This window comes from Fusobacterium sp. IOR10 (assembly GCF_010367435.1).
Taxonomy (GTDB): Bacteria; Fusobacteriota; Fusobacteriia; order Fusobacteriales; family Fusobacteriaceae; genus Fusobacterium_B.
Window position 1 is genome coordinate 1 of the sequence record NZ_WJWY01000031.1, and the last position, 18,988, is coordinate 18,988.

The 18,988-nt window shown below is 25.4% G+C and carries 19 protein-coding genes, 1 tRNA gene and 1 riboswitch; of the genes, 5 read left to right on the plus strand and 15 right to left on the minus strand.

What is annotated here, in order from left to right; all coding sequences use genetic code 11:
* Positions 1–216 precede the first annotated feature (216 nt).
* Both GIL12_RS08370 and GIL12_RS08375 read right to left on the minus strand, forming a co-directional pair.
* Entirely contained in the window at positions 217–717 is a 501-nt protein-coding gene (locus GIL12_RS08370) for a dCMP deaminase family protein (RefSeq protein ID WP_163470035.1), read from the minus strand.
* Positions 718–878: 161 nt separating this feature from the next.
* Complete coding sequence (locus tag GIL12_RS08375; RefSeq protein ID WP_163470036.1) at positions 879–1,154, minus strand: HU family DNA-binding protein; 276 nt, start codon at positions 1,152–1,154, stop codon at positions 879–881.
* A 130-nt stretch (positions 1,155–1,284) separates the two neighbouring features.
* Positions 1,285–1,383: riboswitch (TPP riboswitch) on the plus strand.
* 93 nt (positions 1,384–1,476) lie between these two features.
* On the opposite strand from GIL12_RS08375, the gene thiC reads away from it, so the two are divergent.
* Positions 1,477–2,751, plus strand: coding sequence for a phosphomethylpyrimidine synthase ThiC (gene thiC / locus GIL12_RS08380; protein ID WP_163470050.1), 1,275 nt, complete (start codon positions 1,477–1,479; stop codon positions 2,749–2,751).
* A 116-nt stretch (positions 2,752–2,867) separates the two neighbouring features.
* Here thiC and GIL12_RS08385 read toward each other — a convergent pair.
* From GIL12_RS08385 to GIL12_RS08410, 6 genes are all read right to left on the minus strand, one after another.
* Positions 2,868–2,942 (minus strand) — tRNA-Gln (locus GIL12_RS08385).
* A gap of 71 nt (positions 2,943–3,013) precedes the next feature.
* Positions 3,014–3,304 (minus strand): septation regulator SpoVG, encoded by a 291-nt coding sequence (spoVG, locus tag GIL12_RS08390; protein WP_163470037.1) that lies wholly within the window; start codon positions 3,302–3,304, stop codon positions 3,014–3,016.
* 36 nt (positions 3,305–3,340) lie between these two features.
* Positions 3,341–4,195 carry a 4-(cytidine 5'-diphospho)-2-C-methyl-D-erythritol kinase gene (gene ispE / locus GIL12_RS08395; RefSeq protein WP_163470038.1) on the minus strand — a complete coding sequence of 285 codons (855 nt, stop codon included), beginning with the start codon at positions 4,193–4,195 and terminating at the stop codon, positions 3,341–3,343.
* 3 nt (positions 4,196–4,198) lie between these two features.
* Positions 4,199–4,477 carry a S4 domain-containing protein gene (locus GIL12_RS08400; protein WP_163470039.1) on the minus strand — a complete coding sequence of 93 codons (279 nt, stop codon included), beginning with the start codon at positions 4,475–4,477 and terminating at the stop codon, positions 4,199–4,201.
* Positions 4,478–4,532: 55 nt separating this feature from the next.
* On the minus strand, positions 4,533–5,282 hold the full coding sequence (gene mazG, locus GIL12_RS08405) for a nucleoside triphosphate pyrophosphohydrolase (RefSeq protein WP_163470040.1): 750 nt from the start codon (positions 5,280–5,282) through the stop codon (positions 4,533–4,535).
* Entirely contained in the window at positions 5,269–8,256 is a 2,988-nt protein-coding gene (locus GIL12_RS08410) for a DEAD/DEAH box helicase (protein ID WP_239056085.1), read from the minus strand. The genes mazG and GIL12_RS08410 overlap by 14 nt, the downstream gene beginning before the upstream one ends.
* Before the next feature lie 175 nt (positions 8,257–8,431).
* Here GIL12_RS08410 and folE point away from each other — a divergent pair, with 175 nt between their 5' ends.
* From folE to folP, 3 genes are read left to right on the plus strand one after another with little or no spacing between them, the layout of a single operon-like run.
* On the plus strand, positions 8,432–8,986 hold the full coding sequence (gene folE, locus GIL12_RS08415; RefSeq protein WP_163470041.1) for a GTP cyclohydrolase I FolE: 555 nt from the start codon (positions 8,432–8,434) through the stop codon (positions 8,984–8,986).
* A gap of 14 nt (positions 8,987–9,000) precedes the next feature.
* Positions 9,001–9,831, plus strand: a complete 831-nt coding sequence (gene folK / locus GIL12_RS08420) for a 2-amino-4-hydroxy-6-hydroxymethyldihydropteridine diphosphokinase (protein WP_163470042.1) — start codon at positions 9,001–9,003, stop codon at positions 9,829–9,831.
* Between the two features lie 16 nt (positions 9,832–9,847).
* Complete coding sequence (gene folP, locus GIL12_RS08425; RefSeq protein ID WP_163470043.1) at positions 9,848–10,684, plus strand: dihydropteroate synthase; 837 nt, start codon at positions 9,848–9,850, stop codon at positions 10,682–10,684.
* Between the two features lie 38 nt (positions 10,685–10,722).
* Here folP and mnmG read toward each other — a convergent pair whose 3' ends face one another.
* From mnmG to rpmH, 7 genes are all read right to left on the minus strand, one after another.
* On the minus strand, positions 10,723–12,576 hold the full coding sequence (gene mnmG / locus GIL12_RS08430; RefSeq protein WP_163470044.1) for a tRNA uridine-5-carboxymethylaminomethyl(34) synthesis enzyme MnmG: 1,854 nt from the start codon (positions 12,574–12,576) through the stop codon (positions 10,723–10,725).
* 99 nt (positions 12,577–12,675) lie between these two features.
* Complete coding sequence (gene mnmE, locus GIL12_RS08435) at positions 12,676–14,046, minus strand: tRNA uridine-5-carboxymethylaminomethyl(34) synthesis GTPase MnmE (RefSeq protein WP_163470052.1); 1,371 nt, start codon at positions 14,044–14,046, stop codon at positions 12,676–12,678.
* Between the two features lie 14 nt (positions 14,047–14,060).
* Positions 14,061–14,771 carry an RNA-binding cell elongation regulator Jag/EloR gene (gene jag, locus GIL12_RS08440; protein WP_163470045.1) on the minus strand — a complete coding sequence of 237 codons (711 nt, stop codon included), beginning with the start codon at positions 14,769–14,771 and terminating at the stop codon, positions 14,061–14,063.
* A 5-nt stretch (positions 14,772–14,776) separates the two neighbouring features.
* Positions 14,777–15,382: a YidC/Oxa1 family membrane protein insertase gene (locus GIL12_RS08445; protein ID WP_163470046.1), complete on the minus strand. Its 606-nt coding sequence runs from the start codon at positions 15,380–15,382 to the stop codon at positions 14,777–14,779.
* Positions 15,383–15,385: 3 nt separating this feature from the next.
* Complete coding sequence (gene yidD / locus GIL12_RS08450) at positions 15,386–15,625, minus strand: membrane protein insertion efficiency factor YidD (RefSeq protein ID WP_203522589.1); 240 nt, start codon at positions 15,623–15,625, stop codon at positions 15,386–15,388.
* A 4-nt stretch (positions 15,626–15,629) separates the two neighbouring features.
* Positions 15,630–15,971, minus strand: coding sequence for a ribonuclease P protein component (gene rnpA, locus GIL12_RS08455; RefSeq protein WP_163470047.1), 342 nt, complete (start codon positions 15,969–15,971; stop codon positions 15,630–15,632).
* Between the two features lie 45 nt (positions 15,972–16,016).
* On the minus strand, positions 16,017–16,157 hold the full coding sequence (gene rpmH / locus GIL12_RS08460; protein WP_163470048.1) for a 50S ribosomal protein L34: 141 nt from the start codon (positions 16,155–16,157) through the stop codon (positions 16,017–16,019).
* A gap of 709 nt (positions 16,158–16,866) precedes the next feature.
* Here rpmH and GIL12_RS08465 point away from each other — a divergent pair.
* Positions 16,867–18,654, plus strand: coding sequence for a chromosomal replication initiator DnaA (locus tag GIL12_RS08465; protein WP_163470049.1), 1,788 nt, complete (start codon positions 16,867–16,869; stop codon positions 18,652–18,654).
* Positions 18,655–18,988 lie beyond the last annotated feature (334 nt).

Here is an 18,988-nt window from a genome sequence, read left to right on the forward strand (position 1 = left end):
CTGAGCCAGGATCAAACTCTTCATTCAAATTTTATCCGTTAATTGACTAGGTCAATTTCTTACCATTTTGTTTCTTTATTACACCATTTAAGGTTTGCTTGCTTATCTTGTTAAATTTCTCTATTCTATTGTTAATGTCCTTCGTTCGCATCTCTTGCGGACAAGAAGTATAATACCACTTTCAGCAATTTATGTCAACTGTTTTTTATTTTTATTTTATAATTGTTCAAATTCTTCTTCATCAAAAGAAAGTATTATTTTTTTATTTTTTATTTCCAACTTTCTATATTTAACTCCTGCCATATCCAACATTCTTTTAGAAGCAATGTCTGAAGGTGTATCTTTATATTTTTCAGATAGAAAAATAATCTCTTTTATTCCACTTTGTATTATACTTTTGCTACATTCATTGCATGGAAATAATCCAACATAAATACTACAATTTTTTAAATTTTTAACACTATTTAAAATAGCATTTAATTCTGCATGACAAACAAAAGGATATTTTGTTTCTAAATATTCACCTTTTCTTTCCCAAGAAAAATTATCATCATCACATCCTTGAGGTAGTCCATTATATCCAACTCCTACAATTTTTTTATCAGAATTTACTATACATGCTCCTACTTGTGTACTTGGATCTTTACTTCTTTTTGCTGACAACAAAGCTATTCCCATAAAATATTGATCCCAACTTATATAGTCTTTTCTTTTCATTTAATTTCTCCTTTATAAATTATTTTATAATTTATAATACCCTTATTTTAAAAATTTTTCAAAGATTTATTTTAAATTTATAAAAATAAGAATACTATATAAAAAAGATGACTCCTATAAAACAAAGAAACCACCTTTTATAAATATTATTCAATTTAATTTTATTTTGCTATTTTTTCCTCTAAAACTTTCCCAACTCTAAATTTGACAACTTTTTTAGCTTTCACTTTCATTTTTTTACCTGTTTGAGGATTTCTAACTTCTCTTGCTGCTCTCTTCATTACTTCCCATTTTCCCCAACCAACAAAGCCTACTGTATTACCTTGTTCTAAATTATTAGATACTGTTTCTAAAAAAAGGTTTACTAATTTTTCTGCTTCTTTCTTTGTCATTTCACCTCTTAATGCAATACCATCTACAAATTCTTTTTTTGTCATGCTTAACCCCCTCCTGATTCTTTTGGATATTAGCTTCTACGTTACTTATTTATAGCTCATAATTTAATTTTTGTAAAGCTCTTTTCTTTATAAAGTTTGACTTAATTAAATCAAGAGTATATAATATGAACTGAATTGCTAGGGGAGCTTCGGCTGAAAAAAGATTCGTTCTTGACCCTTATAACCTGATCTAGATAGTACTAGCGTAGGGAAGCTGATTATATTTTATTTTTTGCTTATTTTTTTAATTTAAGCAACTATATTTATTAATTATGCTCTGTACTCTGTACAGAGCTTTTTTTTTACTTTTTTACAAGGAGGAATTATTATGACACAAATGGAATATGCAAAAAAAGGTATTTTTACAAAAGAAATGGAAATTGTATCAAAAGATGAACATATTGAAAAAGATAAACTTATCAAACTTATTTCTAATGGAAAGGTTGTTATACCGTGCAATGTGAATCATAAAAATATTTATCCTAGAGCTATTGGTAAATATATGAAAACTAAAATTAATGTTAATTTGGGAGTTTCTGAGGATTGTTGTAATTATGAAGAAGAACTTGAAAAAGCTAATAAAGCTATTGAATATGGAACTGATGCCATAATGGATTTAAGTACTTTTGGAGATACTAAAAATTTTAGAAAAAACTTAATTGCTAATTGTACTACAATGATTGGAACAGTTCCCATGTATGATGCTGTTGCTAAACTTGGAAAAAATATTAAAGATATGACAGTTGATGATCTTTTTGAAGTTGTTGAAGAGCACTGTAAAGATGGAATTGACTTTATTACTGTTCATGCTGGTCTTAATAAAATTTGTATAGAAAGATTAAAAAATAAAAAAAGAATGACTAAAATTGTGAGCAGAGGAGGATCAATTTTATTTCAATGGATGATACAAAATAATAAAGAAAATCCATTCTATGAATATTTTGATAGACTTCTTGAAATCTGTTATAAATATGACGTTACTCTAAGTTTAGGAGACGGACTTAGACCTGGTTCCATATATGACTCCACTGATGCACCTCAAATACAAGAATTAATTATTCTTGGAGAACTTACTAAAAGAGCTTGGGAAAAAAATGTTCAAATTATCATTGAAGGGCCTGGACATATTCCTATGCATGAAATTTCTACAAATATGCAATTGGAAAAGAAATTATGTCATGATGCTCCTTTTTATGTTTTAGGTCCTATTGTTACTGATATTGCTCCAGGTTATGATCATATTACTGCTGCTATAGGGGGAGCTATTGCTGCTCTTAATGGTGCTAATTTCTTATGTTATGTCACTCCTGCGGAACACTTAAGACTCCCTGATTTAAATGATATGAAAGAAGGAATTATGGCCTCTAAAATTGCAGGACATGCTGCTGATATTTCAAAAGGTATACCACAGGCTATAGAATGGGATTACAAAATGGGAGAATTTCGAGGAAATTTAGATTGGAAAGGAATGTTTAATAATTGTCTAGATAAAGAAAAAGCTCAAGAATATAGACAATCTTCTCAACCTATAGAAGAGGAAGTTTGTACTATGTGTGGAGATCTATGTCCAATGAAACGATGTAATGATATTATTTAATTTCACTTTATAAAAGATTATATATCATGGTGTTAGTATTTAATTTTTAATATTAGCACCATTATTTTTTTGCAAAAAAAAATTACTATATACAAATAGTAATCTAAAGTTATATATGGCTGGGATGGCTGGATTCGAACCAACGCATAACGGAGTCAAAGTCCGATGCCTTACCGCTTGGCGACATCCCAACAACAATAACTATGATATCATAATCTTTTTTTTTTGTCAATCCTTTCTTAAAAAAAATTTAAACATTCTCTTATTCTGCAATTTCTTCTTTTATTTCTAGCTCTTTAACTTCGTTATATTTTTCAATAACAGAATCTGTTATTTCTTTTCTTAAATCCAAAGTTATTGGATGAGCAACATCTTTGTATTCTCCATCTGGCATTTTTCTAGAAGGCATAGCTACAAACATACCCTTTTGACCATCAATAACCTTTAGCCCATGAATAACAAAACTTCCATCAAATGTTAAATCTGCGTAAGCTTTTAATTTAGCATCAGTATCTCCTTTAACTATTCTTAACCTTACATCTGTAATTTTCATTTCAATGCACCATCCTTTTTTATGTAGTATTAACTGTTATAAAAAATTGCATATATATATATTGCAATCTCCTATTTTCTCTTTTAGTTCCTTAATACATATCTTTTTATCATTTGGAAGTAACAAATAATAACAACTACCACTACCTGACATAGAGAAAGTATATTTTTTTATACAATTGATTTTTTCTCTAAAATTTATAATATCCTTATTTTGCTCCAATAGTGATTGTTCTAATACATTTTCATTATATTGATTAATATCATTTAATTTATTGTTTTTCAAACTTTCAATCAAAGTTTTTATATTTGCTTTTTTGGGGTTTTCTAATTTATTATATAGTTTATAGGCTTCTTTTGTTGAAACTCCAAAATTAGGCTTAATTAATAATATTTTGCACTGAAGATTATTTTTTATTTCTATTAATTCTTCACCAATTCCTTGAACTCTACAGGGAATATTTTTTATAAAAAATGGAATATCTGCCCCAATATTTTTTGATAAATCTATCATTTCTTCCTCTGATAAAATACACTTATAGTATTTATTTAACTCCTTAAGAAAAAAAGCTCCATTGGAACTTCCTCCTCCTAAACCAGCTTGACTTGGGATTTTTTTTTCTAAATAAATTTCTATTTCTTCTTTATCTAATCTAGTTATTTCATAAAATTTATTATAAACTTTATAAATAATATTACTTTCATTTGTGGGAATACTATCTATATTACATTTTATTTTTAATTTTCCTTTTTTACCTTTAAATTCTATATCCATTCTGTCTGAAAGTGAAATTGGAAGCATAATCATATCTAATTTGTGATATCCATTGGAATATTTTCCTAAAATATTTAATCCAATATTTATTTTTGCATTACTATAAACAGATACCATTGATTAATTCTCCTTACTTTCTATTTTTAAATCTTTAACTTCTAAAATTTTTGCTAAATCTCCACTTCTGTCTTTAGTTACATTTCCTAAAGGAACCTCTAGTATCTGAAATTTAAAAAATTTATCATAATATTCTAATTCTAAAATATCATTTACTTTTACTTTTGTTCCAGATTTAGCTACTCTTCCATTTATTTTAGCTTTTCCGCTGTCAACAACTACTTTGGCAACAGGCCTTCTTTTTATGATTCTACTTATTTTTAAAAATTTATCTAATCTCATGTTCTCTCCTTTATATTAGGTATACCTTATTTTTACAATAAGTCAATAGCTTATTTTAAAATTTTGATTTTTCCCATAATTTTTCCATTACTTTTAAATCTGAATCTTTTATATTACAATTATCTTCAATGTAATTAAATCTTTTTTCAAATTTATCATTTGATTTTCTCATTATCGTATCTATATTCAATCCACAGTGTCTTGCATAATTTGTCAATGAAAACAACAAATCCCCAATCTCTTCTTCTAAATTTTCTGTATCTTTATTTTTTATTGCTAGTTTTACTTCTTCAATCTCCTCTTGTACCTTAAAAAAAACATCTTCTTTATTTTCCCAATCAAATCCATATATACTTACCTTTTCTTGAATTTTTTGAGCTCTTAATAAAGGTGGCAAATGTTTTGGTATTCCATCTAAAATATATTTTCTTTCTTTAATTTCTTTTTCTGTATTTTTTATTACTTCCCAATTTTTTATAACATCTTCCTCACTTATTGATTCTGCTTTTTTAAATATATGAGGATGTCTTCTTATTAGTTTATTGTTTATTCCTTGAACTACATCTTTTATATTGAATTCTTCCTTTTCATCTGAAATTTTTGCTTGAAAAACAATATGTAATAAAAGGTCTCCCAGTTCACCTTTTAAATTGTCTCCCCCAATATCCATTGCCTCCAATACTTCATAAACTTCTTCTAAGAAATCACCCTTTAAGCTTTCTCTCGTTTGTTTCATATCCCAAGGACACCCATTCTTTCCCCTTAAAATATCCATAATTTCTATTAGCCTATCAAATTCTTTCAATTTTTTCCTCCTCATATTCTTTAAAAAATTCTCTAATATTCTTTGAATATTTTATAGAATCATTTCCATATAATTCACATTTACCAGCTTTAATCATTGATAAAATATTATTAAAATTAATTTTTTTATTATCAAACTTTATAACATATATGCCTTTTTTTTCTTCTTTTATTTCTATTATTCCTATTTTTTTAGCTCTAATTTTGATATTAATATTTTCAAATAATTTTATAACTGGAGCTGGTACAACACCAAATCTATCTCTGATTTCATTTAAGACTTCTTTACTATCAGTTAAAGTTTTTATTTTACTAATTCTTTTATAAATATTTATTTTTTCATATTCTTTTATATAAGTTTTAGGTATAAATCCTGTTTCTTTAAAATCAACTATAATTTCTTGATTTTCTTCATAGTTTCCTTTTAGATTTGAAATTTCTTCATTTAATAATTTTAAATATAAATTAAATCCAAAACTCTCAATTGCCCCATGCTGTTTTTCTCCTAAAATTTCTCCTGCTCCTCTTATATTCATATCTTCTAAAGATAATTCAAAGCCTCCACCAACTCCTTTTATCTTTTCTATACTTTCTTTCCTCAATAGGGTTTTTTTATTATATTTTTTTTCTTTATCTTCAATTAGATAACAGTAGGCTTGTCTATTTCCTCTGCCAACTCTTCCCCTTAGCTGATATATTTGAGATAAACCTAATTTTTCTATTCCCTCTATTATAATAGTATTTGCATTTTCTATATCTATCCCATTTTCTATGATAGTTGTTGTTAATAAAACATCTATATCTCCACTTTCAAAATCATGAATTATATTTTTTATTTGCTCTGGTTGCATTTTTCCATGAATGGATTTTATTTTTATAAAATCAGGTAAGATATTTTTCAATTCTTCTAATTTGTAATTCATTTTATTAATTGAATTATAAACATAAAAAACCTGCCCTTCTCTAGATATTTCCTTAAGAACTATCTCTTTTATATTCTTTTTATTTTTGTCTATAAACATATTTTGTATTGGTTTTCTGTTTACAGGGGGAGTCTTTATTATTGAAATATCCCTTATACCTAAAAGAGATAAATTCAATGTTCTAGGAATTGGAGTGGCTGTTAGAGTTAAAATATCAGTATTTTCTTTAATTAGTTTTAATTTTTCTTTAGCTTTCACACCAAATTTTTGTTCTTCATCAACTATAATTAATCCTAAATCATTAAATTTAACATCTGCTGATAATAACCTATGGGTTCCAATTATTACATCAACCCCTTTTATATATATTTTTTTTAATATTTCTTGCTGCTCTTTCTTTGTTTTAACTCTGCTCATTAATGAAATATTTATTGGATAATTATAAAATCTTTCTTTGAAACGTTCGTAGTGTTGCTCTGCTAATACAGTTGTTGGAGCTAATATCAAAACTTGCTTCTCGTCAGTAACACATTTAAATGTGGCTCTCATAGCAACCTCAGTCTTACCAAAACCAACATCTCCACAAATAACTCTGTCCATAACCAATGTAGATTCCATATCCTTTTTAGTCATATTTATTGCTTCTAGCTGATCTTTAGTTTCTGTATATGGGAATAATTCTTCAAACTCTTCTTGCCAAACTGTATCTTTTGAAAAAGCATAACCTAATGCTGTTTTTCTTTTAGCTTGAATGTTTATAATTTCCTTTGCAAATTTCTTTATTTCTTCTTCTAATTTTAATCTTTTTCTCTTAAATCCTTTTCTTCCTAGGTTATATATTTCTGGAGTTTTCCCTAGTTCCGATATATATTTTTCTATTTTATTTAAATTTTCTATAGGAACGTATAGCTTATCTTCCCCTGCATATTGAATCATTAAATAATCTTTTCCCTTTATTATTTCTATTCCTAAATATTTTCCCACTCCATAATTTTCATGAATAATAAAATCATTTTCTCTTATTTGGTTGATATTATCATATTTTAAGGATTTTTTTATTTTAATCTCTTTCTTTACTCTAATTCCTTTTATTTCCCTGTCTGTTAATACTAATGTATCCCTATAATAAAAACCTTCAAAATGAGGGTAATCTTTTATTACTATATTTTTATAATTTTTGAATATGTCATCGTATCTCTTTTTTTCATTTGATAATATTATTATCTTATTATTTTTCCCTTCTTGTTTTATTTTATCAATATTATTATATTCTTTTATATCATCAATATCTAATCTCTTACTTTTTATTTTCTCAGATTTTTCAAGAATTTTCTCATAAATTTTTCTATAATACATTTCTTTGTCTCTATTTTTAAGAATAAAGTTTTCTAGTTTATAATCTAATATTTCTAAATTTTCCAAATAAAAATTAATTTTTTTGTTATTCAGTTGCTCTAATATTTCTAAAAAATTATATTCTTTTTCTTTATTTTTGTCTATATACATATCTATAGAATCAACATTATCAATACTTTTTTGGGTGTTAGTATCAAAATATGTTAATCTATCTATTTCATCCCCAAAACTTTCTATTCTTATGGGATCTTCTTTACTTAAAGAATAAATATCTAATATATCCCCTCTAATAGAATATTCAAGTGGTTTTTCAATTAAATAAGTTTTTTTATACCCATTTTCTATTAATTTTGTCTCTAACATTTTAAAGTTTATATTATCTCCTATTTTTAGAGAAATTAACTCTTCACTGAGAAAAAAATTAGATAATAAAAATTTTAATGATACTAAAACTATATAATTTTCTTCTTTTTTTAATAACTCTAAAAAATTATATTTTTTTCTATATTCATCATTTTCATTTTCAATATCGTCTATTTTCAAAATTTTACCATGATACCAATCTATAATTGTATTGTAATAATCATTTATATCTTTATTAGAAGAGCATAAAAAAATTGTTCCTCCTTTTAGTTGGGATAAAAAAAATGGAACAGAACCTCTGTATAAATTTTTTAATTCTATTTCTTTAAACAATGACTATTCACCTCGATTATTTATATTAATTTATTAAATTATATCACATATTAAATTCTTATGTTTTATTTGTATATGGTCAATAATATTTTATAATTTCTTTTTATATTTTTATATTTTTATATTTAGTGTATAATGTATTGATTATATTATAGATTAATGGAGAGTATTATTTATGCAAATTAAACTAGCTTTTGAAAATATCTTATCAGAACTTGATAGAGAAAAAAAATATATTAATGAAGAAGTATTTAAAAATACTCCTTCAAGAATGGAGGAATTTTACACTGAATTTTTTTCTGGATTAAAGATTAATCCCTATGATTTTTTAAAAAATTATATTCCAACAAATAATAATGATATTATTATTGAAAAAAACATTTCTTTTTACTCAATGTGCGAACATCATTTATTACCTTTTTTTGGAAAAATATCAATAGCTTATATTCCAAATAAAAAAATAATAGGATTTGGTGACATTATTAAAGTGATAGAAGCTTTTTCAAAAAGGCCTCAATTACAAGAAAGATTAACAGAAAATATTGTTGAAACTATTTTTAAAGGATTAGACTGTAAGGGAGTTTATCTTTTTATTGAAGCAGAGCATTTATGTATGACTATGCGTGGGGTAAAAAAACCTGGTTCTAAAATAGTTACTGTTGGGACTAGAGGTATTTTTGAAAAAGATACCAGTAAGCGTTTAGAGATAGCCACACTTTTAAAAAAATAGACTTAGGAGAATTTATGGATAAAATAATAATTAAAAACCTAGAACTTATAGGAAATCACGGAGTTTTTAAAGAAGAAAAAATATTAGGACAAAAATTTATAATTTCAGTGGAAATGCAAACAGACACTTATCTTGCTGCTAAAAGCGACAATTTAAACTATTCTACTAATTATGGAATGGTAGCTAATGACATTGAAAATTTATTTTCAAATAATTCCTTTAATTTAATTGAAACATGTGCAGAGAAAATAGCTGAAATGATTTTGTTAAATTATAATTTAGTAAATAACGTCATTGTTAGTATTAAAAAACCATGGGCTCCTATACAAAAACATTTTGATTTTGTTAGTGTGGAGATCTCTAGAAAATGGCATAGGGTATTTTTATCTTTAGGTTCTAACATTGGAGATAAAAAAAGAAATCTTTCTGAGGCTATAAATTTAATTGAAGAGCTTCCTAATACACATGTTAATAAAATCAGCACTTTTATTAATACAGAACCTTATGGGTTAAAAGAACAAGATGATTTCGTTAATACTTGTATTGAAATTAAAACTCTTTTTTCTCCACATGACTTGTTAGATAATTTATTAAATATCGAAAAAAAAATGGGAAGAGTAAGAACTATTAAATGGGGACCAAGATTAATTGATATTGATATTATTCTTTTTGATGATCTAGTTATTCAAGATAATAATTTAGCTATCCCTCATCCTTATATGTGTGATAGGATTTTTGTTTTAACACCTTTAAAAGAAATTGCTCCTAATATCATTCATCCATTGGAGAAAAAAACTATTTCATTTTTAGAAAATCTTTTAAATAGAAATGTATATGATCAATAATAAAAGGAGAAAGTTTATGGCTATTAAGTATAAAAATATAGAAATTAATCTAAATAAAAAAACTTTAATTATGGGAATTTTAAATGTTACACCTGACTCTTTTTCAGATGGAGGAAATTATTTTGATATAAATAGAGCTTTTTTTAAAGCTAAAGAAATGATTAAAGATGGTGCTGATATTATTGATATTGGTGGAATGTCCACAAGACCAGGCCATGAAGATGTTTCTATAGATGAAGAAATTAATAGAGTCATCCCTATTATTAAAAAAATATCCTCTGAACTTGATATTTTAATTTCTATTGATACTTATCATTGGGAAGTTGCCAAGGAAGCTATTAAAAATGGAGCACATATTGTTAATGATGTATGGGGACTACAAAAAGATAATGGTGAAATGGCTAAAATAGTTGGAAAATCTGGAGCAATTTTAGTGGCTATGCACAATAAAAATAATACAACTTATACAGATGATATTATTTTATCAATTAGAAATTTTTTTAAAAATACTTTTGAAATTGCTGAAAAAAATAATATTAAATTAGATAAAATTATTCTTGATCCTGGAATTGGATTTGGAAAAAATTTAGATCAAAATATAGAGGTTTTATCTAGGTTAGAAGAATTAACTGACTTGGGACCCATGCTTTTAGGTACTTCTAGAAAAGGTTTTATTGGAAGTATAACTAATGTAAAAATCCCAAAAGACAGAGTGTATGGGACAATCGCCACATCTATTATAGGTATACAAAAAGGTGTTAACATTATAAGAGTTCACGATGTTAAAGAACATAAAGAGGCGCTTTTAATGACAGATAAAATCCTTAAAAAATATGTATATGCTCAAAAATAAAAAAAAGTTTTAATAAAACTTTTTTTTATTTTTACCTATTATTTTATATTTCCTAATAAAATAGCAATATCATTTCCTGTTACTCCACTAATTCTACTTGCTTCCCCTATTGATAAAGGCTTTACATCTTCTAATCCTGACTTGGCTATATTTGATATTCCTTTTATATCTTTAAAATTAAAATTTTTAGGAATTGATATTCCTTCTAATCTTTTAAATTTCTTTATTTGTTCCTCTTCTCTTTTTATGAAAATATCATATTTTGATATAGTCTCAATTTGAGTTATGACAAAATTAGGATATTTCAATATATCTATTCCTAATTCTTTAGCTAAATTAATATAACTAATTTCCTTAAATTTAATCATCTCATTAGCTTTTATTCCTTTTGTTACTCTTTTTTCTGAATTATATTTCTCTAATATTTCATTGGATCTTTGTTTTGAAATTTTTATTTCTTTTAATTTTTCAACTTCTGCTAAAATATTTTCCTTACATATTTTCAAATAATTTATTTTGTCACTTGAAATAATACCTATCTCTTCTGATTTCTTCAATAATCTCATAAAACCATTGTCAAATCTCAATGTTAATCTATATTCAGCTCTAGATGGTAATGCCCTATAAGGTTCTGGAGTCTTTTTGTGAATCAAATCATCAATTAATACTCCTATATATCCTTCACTTCTATCTATTATAATTGGATCTTTTTTATCAACTTTTCTTGCTGCATTAACCCCTGCTATAAATCCTTGAGCTGCTGCTTCTTCATAACCTGATGTCCCATTTATTTGTCCAGCTGTAAATAAACCTTCTATTAATTTATTTTCTAAACTAGGATACATTTGGTAAGCTGGTATATAATCATATTCTACAGCATATCCATATCTCATTATTTTAGCCTTTTCTAATCCTTGTATACTTTCTAGCATCTTATCTTGAGCAAATGGAGGCATTGCTGTAGTTAAACCATTTACATATAGTTCATTTGATTCTTTAGATTCTAGTTCTAAAAATATTTGATGATTTGTTTTTTGAGGAAAATTTAAAACTTTTCTATCCAAAGATGGGCAATGTCTTGGTCCATGAGTTTCTATTATACCAGATACTATTGGAGAATATTTTAACAACTCTTTTACTACATCTATTGTTTTTTCCGTTGTATGAGTTAACCATGTTGGAACCACACTATTTTCTTTTTTATTTGTAAATATTGAAAAATATCTTGGATGTTTTTCTCCATGTAATTCTTCAAGTTTTGAAAAATCAACTGTTCTTTTATCTATTCGTGGTGGAGTAGCTGTTTGATATCTTTCAATGTGTAATCCATTTTTTCTTAAACTATCAGATAGTTTCTCTGCTGATAATTCACCGTGTCTTCCACCTTTATATTCAACATCTCCTATAACTATTTTTCCTTTTAAAAAAGTTCCTGTTGCTAATACAACTGTCTCAGAATAACATTTAAATCCAAGAGAAGTAACTATACCCTCAACTTTATTTTCTTTAACTATTATTTCTTCTACACATTCTTGTAGGGTTTCTAAATTAGGAGTTTTTTCTATTATTTCTTTCATCTTAATTCTATAATAATATTTATCTGCCTGTCCTCTTGTTATTCTTGCTGCTGGACCTTTACTTGTATTTAAATCCTTTAATTGTAGATTATAATTATCTATTTGAGCACCCATTTGTCCACCTAAAATATCTAATTCTGCAACTAAATTACTTTTTCCAGGGCCACCAATGGAAGGATTGCAAGGCATCATTGCTATTGTATCCAAAGACAAAGTGATTAATAAAGTTTTCTTTCCCATTCTTGCTGAAGCTAAAGCTGCTTCAACTCCTCCGTGACCTCCCCCAACTACTATAACATCATATTTTGAATTCATTTTATCTCCTCGTTTACTTACATTTTATTATTGACTATATACATAATATTAGACATAATAAAATAAAAATAAGGTCAACTTATAGTCAACCTTACAAATTTATTTTCCTACACAAAAATTATTAAATACATGATCTAATAAATCTTCACTTGATATTTCCCCAGTAACTTCAGATAATGAATCTATAGCATCATTTAAATCAACTGCTATTAAGTCCATAGGATAACCCATATCTATAGTCTCAAATATATTTTCCACAGATTGTTTTGTTTTTTCTAAAGCTGACTTATGTCTAATATTAGTTATTGTTAATTTTTCAGAACTATCTTCTATCTTTCCTGATACAACATAATTATATATTTCATCTTCTAAATTATCTATTCCTATTTTTTCTAAAGCTGATATTTCTATCCATTTTTTTATTTTTGATAATTTTGATATATCTAATTCTTTTCTTATATCTATCTTATTTAATATTCCAATAACTTTGCTATTATTTATACTATTATATATTTCCATATCTTCTTTTGTTAAGTCTTTAGATGAATCCAAAACAAATAAAACTAAATCAGCTTCTTTGATTAATTCTTTTGATTTTTGAACTCCTATATTTTCTACCTCATCTTCAGTATCTCTTATTCCTGCTGTATCAACCATTATTAAAGGAATACCCTTTATATTAACTATTTCTTCTATAGTATCTCTAGTTGTTCCTGCAACTCTTGTAACTATAGCTCTTTCTTCTCTTAATACAGAGTTTAAAAGGCTTGATTTTCCTACATTTGGCTTTCCTACAATTGCTGTTTTTACACCTTCTTTTATCATTTTACCCTTGTCGTAAGATAATATAAGTTTATTTGTCTCTTCTACCACATTGTGAAGATTACTTACTAAATTTAAAGGTATTGGTTCGTCTATTCCTTCTTCTGGATAATCTAAAACTACATTTACATGAGCAGCAACATCCATTAATAATTTTTTCAAATTATGAATCTGTTCCTTTAAATCTCCTCTTAATTGATTCAAAGATAAAGAAATACTTTTCTCTGTTTTTCCATGTATAATATCCATTACAGACTCAGCTTGTGTTAAATCTAATCTTCCATTTAAAAAAGCTCTTCTTGTAAATTCTCCTGGTTCAGCTATTTTAGCACCTTTTTCTAATACTAGTTCTAAAACTTTCTGAGTTATTACATAACCACCATGACAATTTATTTCAACTATATCTTCCTTTGTGTATGTTGTTGGAGCTCTCATAACAGATACTAGAACTTCATCAACTAATTTATCTCCATCATAAATATGACCGTAGTTTATTGTGTATGTTTTTAAATTAAAAACATCCTTTTTTGATTTAGTCTTAAATATTTTTTTTAATATCAGTAAAGCTTCATCTCCTGATATTCTTACTATACCTATTCCTCCCTCACCTCTTGGAGTAGAAATAGCAGCGATGGTATCAAACATTATACCTCACCTCTTTTTTATTTTTTTCTTTTAATTACAATGTATCTTTTAGGATCTCTACCTTCACTAAAAGTATCTAATTCAGGATATTGATTTATTATTTCATGAATTATCTTTCTTTCTCTTGGAGGCATAGGATTTAATCTAACAACTCTTTTTGTTTTTATAGCTTTTAATGCCATTTTAGTTGCTAATTCTCTTAATGTTTTGTTTCTTTTCTCTTTAAATCCTTCCACATCTACACTTACTCGTGTATCCTTTAGTAAAGAATTTAATAAATACTCAAAACTATTTAGTGTTTTACCTTTTTTACCTATTATTATCCCTTGATCTTCTCCAGACAAATTAATATAATAAATTTTATCTTTAAATTCTAAAAAATTTACTTTTAAATTCAAATTCATTTTATCCAATACTTCTTGAGATAATTTATAAATATCTTCTATTTTTTCTTTGTTTTCAATAGTTTTATTTTTTTTATTTAATTTTAAATTTTCTTTTATTTTAACTTCTTCTTTTGTTTCAACCACTTCTTTTTCTTTAATAATTTTATCTGTTGTATACTCTATTTTATAAAGTCCCTCTTTATTAAAAAATCCTAAAAAAGATTTGCTTTTATTTTTTTCAATAATATTTAATATTTGTTGTTCATCTAGATCTAAAACTCTAATAGCTCTTTTTTTAGCCTCTTCTTGATTCATAGCCTTAATTTCTATAAAGTCTGCCATAAAATCTACTCTCCTCTATTCATAACAAAATATTGCTGAGCAACACCACTTAAACTAGAAACTAGCCAATATAATTGTAATCCACCTGGCATTTTATATGAAATAAATACCATCATGATAGGAAACATATACATCATTTTTTTCATTTGAGGATTATTTGCTGTTCCCATAACTTTTTGTTGAACAAATGAAATTATACCATTTAATATTGGTAAAACAAAAAATGGATCTGGACTAATTAAAGAGAACCATAAAAATGTCTCATCTGGTACTACTCCTTCTTTTCTTAATACTCCAAACAACGCCCACAATATAGGTAATTGTACTAACATTGGTAGACATCCACCTGCAGGATTAACTTTATGCTCTTTATAAAGAGCCATTGTTTTTTGATTCAATAATTGGGGATCGCCTTTATATTTTGATTTTAATTCATCAATTTTAGGCTGTAATTTTTTCATTTCTTTCATTGATTTATCTTGTTTTAAAGTAACTGGTAATAAAATTATTTTTATTAACACCGTCAATATTATAATGGCTAATCCAAAACTCCCAGTCATTCCATAAAACATATTTAATATTTTTCCAAATATTCCGTATAAAAAACTCATATTTTATTTCTCCTTATTTTTTATTTTTTTAGGAGGCACTGGATCATACCCACCTTCATTAAATGGATGGCATTTTAAGATCCTTTTTACTCCTAAATAAATTCCTTTTATTACTCCATGTATTTCTATAGCTTTGTAAGTATAAACTGAACAAGTAGGAATAAATCTACAATTTTTTCCTAAAATTGGCGATATTAATTTTTGATATATTTTAATCAAGTTTAAAATAATTTTTTTTAATATAAAGTTAATACGTAAATAGATTTGATTTTTTAAAAATTTTATCAATATCTTTTTTCATCTCCTGATACTTTAAATTTTTATAAACTTTTCCGGCATTTTTTTTTCCTACAAAAATAATTTCATATCCCTTTTTAATTCTTTCTTCATTCTCTCTATAATATTCTCTAAATAATCTTCTAATTCTATTTCTACAAACTGCATTCCCTGTTTTTTTACTAACAACAAATCCCATTTTGTTATAATTATTATTTGTTTTTTTAAAAAAAACAAGAGAGTAATATCCATAACTTTTGTTTCCGTAATTATAAACTATTTTAAACTCATTGTTTTTTTTTAAAGTTTCCATTTTTTCTCCTATCTCAAAAAAAACCGGTGTTTCAAATCACCGGGTTTATGCTGATAATTTTTTTCTGCCTCTAGCTCTTCTTCTTTTTAGTACTTGTCTTCCACCTTTAGTTTTCATTCTTGCTCTAAAGCCATGGTCTTTTTTATATTTTCTATTATTTGGTTGATACGTATGTACATTTGCCATTAAAATTCACCTCCTAAAAAATTCTATATTACAGTATACCATTTTAGAAGAAAAAGTTAAATTTGTCAAGAAATATTCTTATATTTTCTTTTAGAAATAATATTTTACAGATTTGTTATTAGTAGAAAAAGTGAAATGTAAATATGTAAAGACTAAGATAATCTTTTTTTCTATAACTAAACGTTGAAAATAAAAGAAAGAAAGATTTAAAATTATTATTGATCATATACATTTATTTAAGTGAGTAATTAAAAGTCTTTTATAATCTAAGAACATTTGAACACATTCAAAAATAAGAAAGAAATGAAAAAATAATTTATTAATGATTGTATACACATGACAAATCTTTTGTTTTCAAGATAATAATAAATTTAAAAAAAGTAAGACAGAGTGAAAGCATTTTAAAATAAAGGAAAGAAGACAATTGGTGTTTATTATTGTATGTATACATAATCAGAAATACTTATATTTAAAGTTTTTTTTATAATAAAAACAAAGGCATCCATTGATAAAGTTAAGAAATAAATTTTTCAAATTATAAATTTATAAGTTTATTTTTTTACAAAGACTCTGTTAAAAAATAAACTATCTAGAAGAAACATTTCATAAAAAAACTTGTAATAAAAAGATTTAAGCTTTATAATAACTAACACATCACTTTTTATTATTGTATGTGTACATATTTTATTTATTAAATGGAGGACTATTCATGGAGAAAGAAAAAGATAATATTTTGGAGAGTTTTCTAATACCTTCTGTGGAGTCTTTAAATAAAGAAATAGGAAAAATGGATGTAAAAATATCAAATATACCTAAAATAGAAACAAGAGAGGTTGTAATACAAGGGACAGGAAATTTCTTGAAATTAAAAGATAATATTATTAATATTCCAATAGAAATGATAGTTTTTCCTTTTTTTACTCCTCAAAAACAAAACAAAAGAATTAATTTTCAATATTCCTTTGAAGATTTAGGGGTAACAATGTTCTGCACTTTAGTTGCAAGAGATCAAAATGATAAAGTCTATCAACCTTCTTTATTTGAAGAAAAAATATATAATTTTTTAATATCATTATATGAAGCAAAAAAAGATATGAATTTAGAAAATTTAGAAGATGAAGAGTATATTGAATTTGAAATAGCAGATTTTATTGTTAATTTTTTAGGAAATAAAATGAATAGAGTTTACTATTCTAAAGTTGAACAAGCTTTAAAAAATTTAAAAAGTACAGAGTATCAATTTGTTGTGTCAAATCATACTAAATTTGGAAAGTATAAATTTGAAGATGAAGAATTCAAATTATTAACTTATAAAAAATTAAAAGTTGGAAAAAAAATATTCTACAGAGTAAAACTTAATAAAAACATAAGAAATAAAATAAAAGACAAGAGATATATAAAATATAACTCAAGAGCTTTGATGGAAATAATGAACAAGGATCCAATAGCAGGTAGAATTTATAAATATATAAGTAAAATAAGATACGAAAGTAGTGATGGAAGAATTAACATAAGAACCTTAGCTGCTATAATTCCCCTAAGGATGGAACAAGAAACTGAGAGAATTTCTAAAAACGGTGAAAAAAAGTTTTATGTATTGAGCAGAGCAAAACAAGTTTTAAAAAGAGTTATAAAAGCTTATGAAGTTTTAAAAAAATTAGGTTATATAAAAAAATATTCCTATGAAGAAGCTAAAAAAGAAAATACATATTATTTAAATTATATTTTCAATGGAGAAAAGGATGGAGAATGTCATATATCAAGTTTTTTAGATAATAAAAATTCATCTTTTTTAGAGCATAATAAGAAAAAAATAATAAATACAACTAAATTGAAAAAAGAAATAGTTGAAGACGCTATTATAGTGAAAGAAAAGACAGCTTCATCTAGTAAAAACAAAAAAATCGAAACGTATAATGACCTCCCAGAAAAGTTGGCTTCATTTATACATAAAGCTAAAAGAAATATTTATGTGTTAAGAGCCTGGGATAAGAGAACAGACACTAAAATAAGAAAGATTTATAGGGAAGATGGAGAAAACTTAGCTTGTGAGATTTTAAAAATACTTTATAAAAATTTAAACAAAAATATAAAAACAACATTGGTTCAATATATTAATGGTGTTTTAAAAAATATTTATAAAACAAATAATGGACAAAAACAAAATCTAACATTATTCAATAATGATGTCAAAGAAAAAGTAATGATAAGTAAGAAAAAAATAAAGCAAGCAAGAAAAGGAATAAAGAATTCTTTAACAAACACAATAAAAGAATTAAAAGAAGATGTGGAGATTTCAAGAGACATATTAATAGAATTTGATAAGTTTGACGAATATGAGAAATTAAAGATAGAAGAAAAGGCTTTAAAGTTATGTTCAGAAGATACAGGGACAGAGGAAAGTTTTTTGTTTGTATTAAAAAGCAACTCAAAAATGATATATTTGAATACAATAAAAAAATATATTGGTCAAGTACTAGATAAATCAAAAGATTAAGAAACAAATAAAGAAAATATTAGTACGAACTTCAATTTAAAGATTATTTTTCATTTTATAATTGAAGTTCATACAATGATATTAGATTGAAATCACTAGGTTGAATAAAAAAAAGTAAAAAAAATAAAAAAAAAGTTGACTGAATATAAAAAAAATGATATTATATTTCTTGTCTACGAGAGGACAATAATAAAGGACATTAACAACAGAATAGAGAAATTTAACAAGATAAGCAAGCAAACCTTAAATGGTGTAATAAAGAAACAAAATGGTAAGAAATTGACCTAGTCAATTAACGGATAAAATTTGAATGAAGAGTTTGATCCTGGCTCAG

Bases quoted from the DNA above. Each gene is read 5' to 3' on its own strand.
- GIL12_RS08370 (WP_163470035.1), bottom strand. From the start codon at position 717: ATGAAAAGAAAAGACTATATAAGTTGGGATCAATATTTTATGGGAATA.
- GIL12_RS08375 (WP_163470036.1), bottom strand. From the start codon at position 1,154: ATGACAAAAAAAGAATTTGTAGATGGTATTGCATTAAGAGGTGAAATG.
- spoVG (WP_163470037.1), bottom strand. From the start codon at position 3,304: ATGAAAATTACAGATGTAAGGTTAAGAATAGTTAAAGGAGATACTGAT.
- ispE (WP_163470038.1), bottom strand. From the start codon at position 4,195: ATGGTATCTGTTTATAGTAATGCAAAAATAAATATTGGATTAAATATT.
- GIL12_RS08400 (WP_163470039.1), bottom strand. From the start codon at position 4,477: ATGAGATTAGATAAATTTTTAAAAATAAGTAGAATCATAAAAAGAAGG.
- folE (WP_163470041.1), top strand. From the start codon at position 8,432: ATGCAAATTAAACTAGCTTTTGAAAATATCTTATCAGAACTTGATAGA.
- folK (WP_163470042.1), top strand. From the start codon at position 9,001: ATGGATAAAATAATAATTAAAAACCTAGAACTTATAGGAAATCACGGA.
- folP (WP_163470043.1), top strand. From the start codon at position 9,848: ATGGCTATTAAGTATAAAAATATAGAAATTAATCTAAATAAAAAAACT.
- mnmG (WP_163470044.1), bottom strand. From the start codon at position 12,576: ATGAATTCAAAATATGATGTTATAGTAGTTGGGGGAGGTCACGGAGGA.
- jag (WP_163470045.1), bottom strand. From the start codon at position 14,771: ATGGCAGACTTTATAGAAATTAAGGCTATGAATCAAGAAGAGGCTAAA.
- GIL12_RS08445 (WP_163470046.1), bottom strand. From the start codon at position 15,382: ATGAGTTTTTTATACGGAATATTTGGAAAAATATTAAATATGTTTTAT.
- rnpA (WP_163470047.1), bottom strand. From the start codon at position 15,971: ATGGAAACTTTAAAAAAAAACAATGAGTTTAAAATAGTTTATAATTAC.
- rpmH (WP_163470048.1), bottom strand. From the start codon at position 16,157: ATGGCAAATGTACATACGTATCAACCAAATAATAGAAAATATAAAAAA.
- GIL12_RS08465 (WP_163470049.1), top strand. From the start codon at position 16,867: ATGGAGAAAGAAAAAGATAATATTTTGGAGAGTTTTCTAATACCTTCT.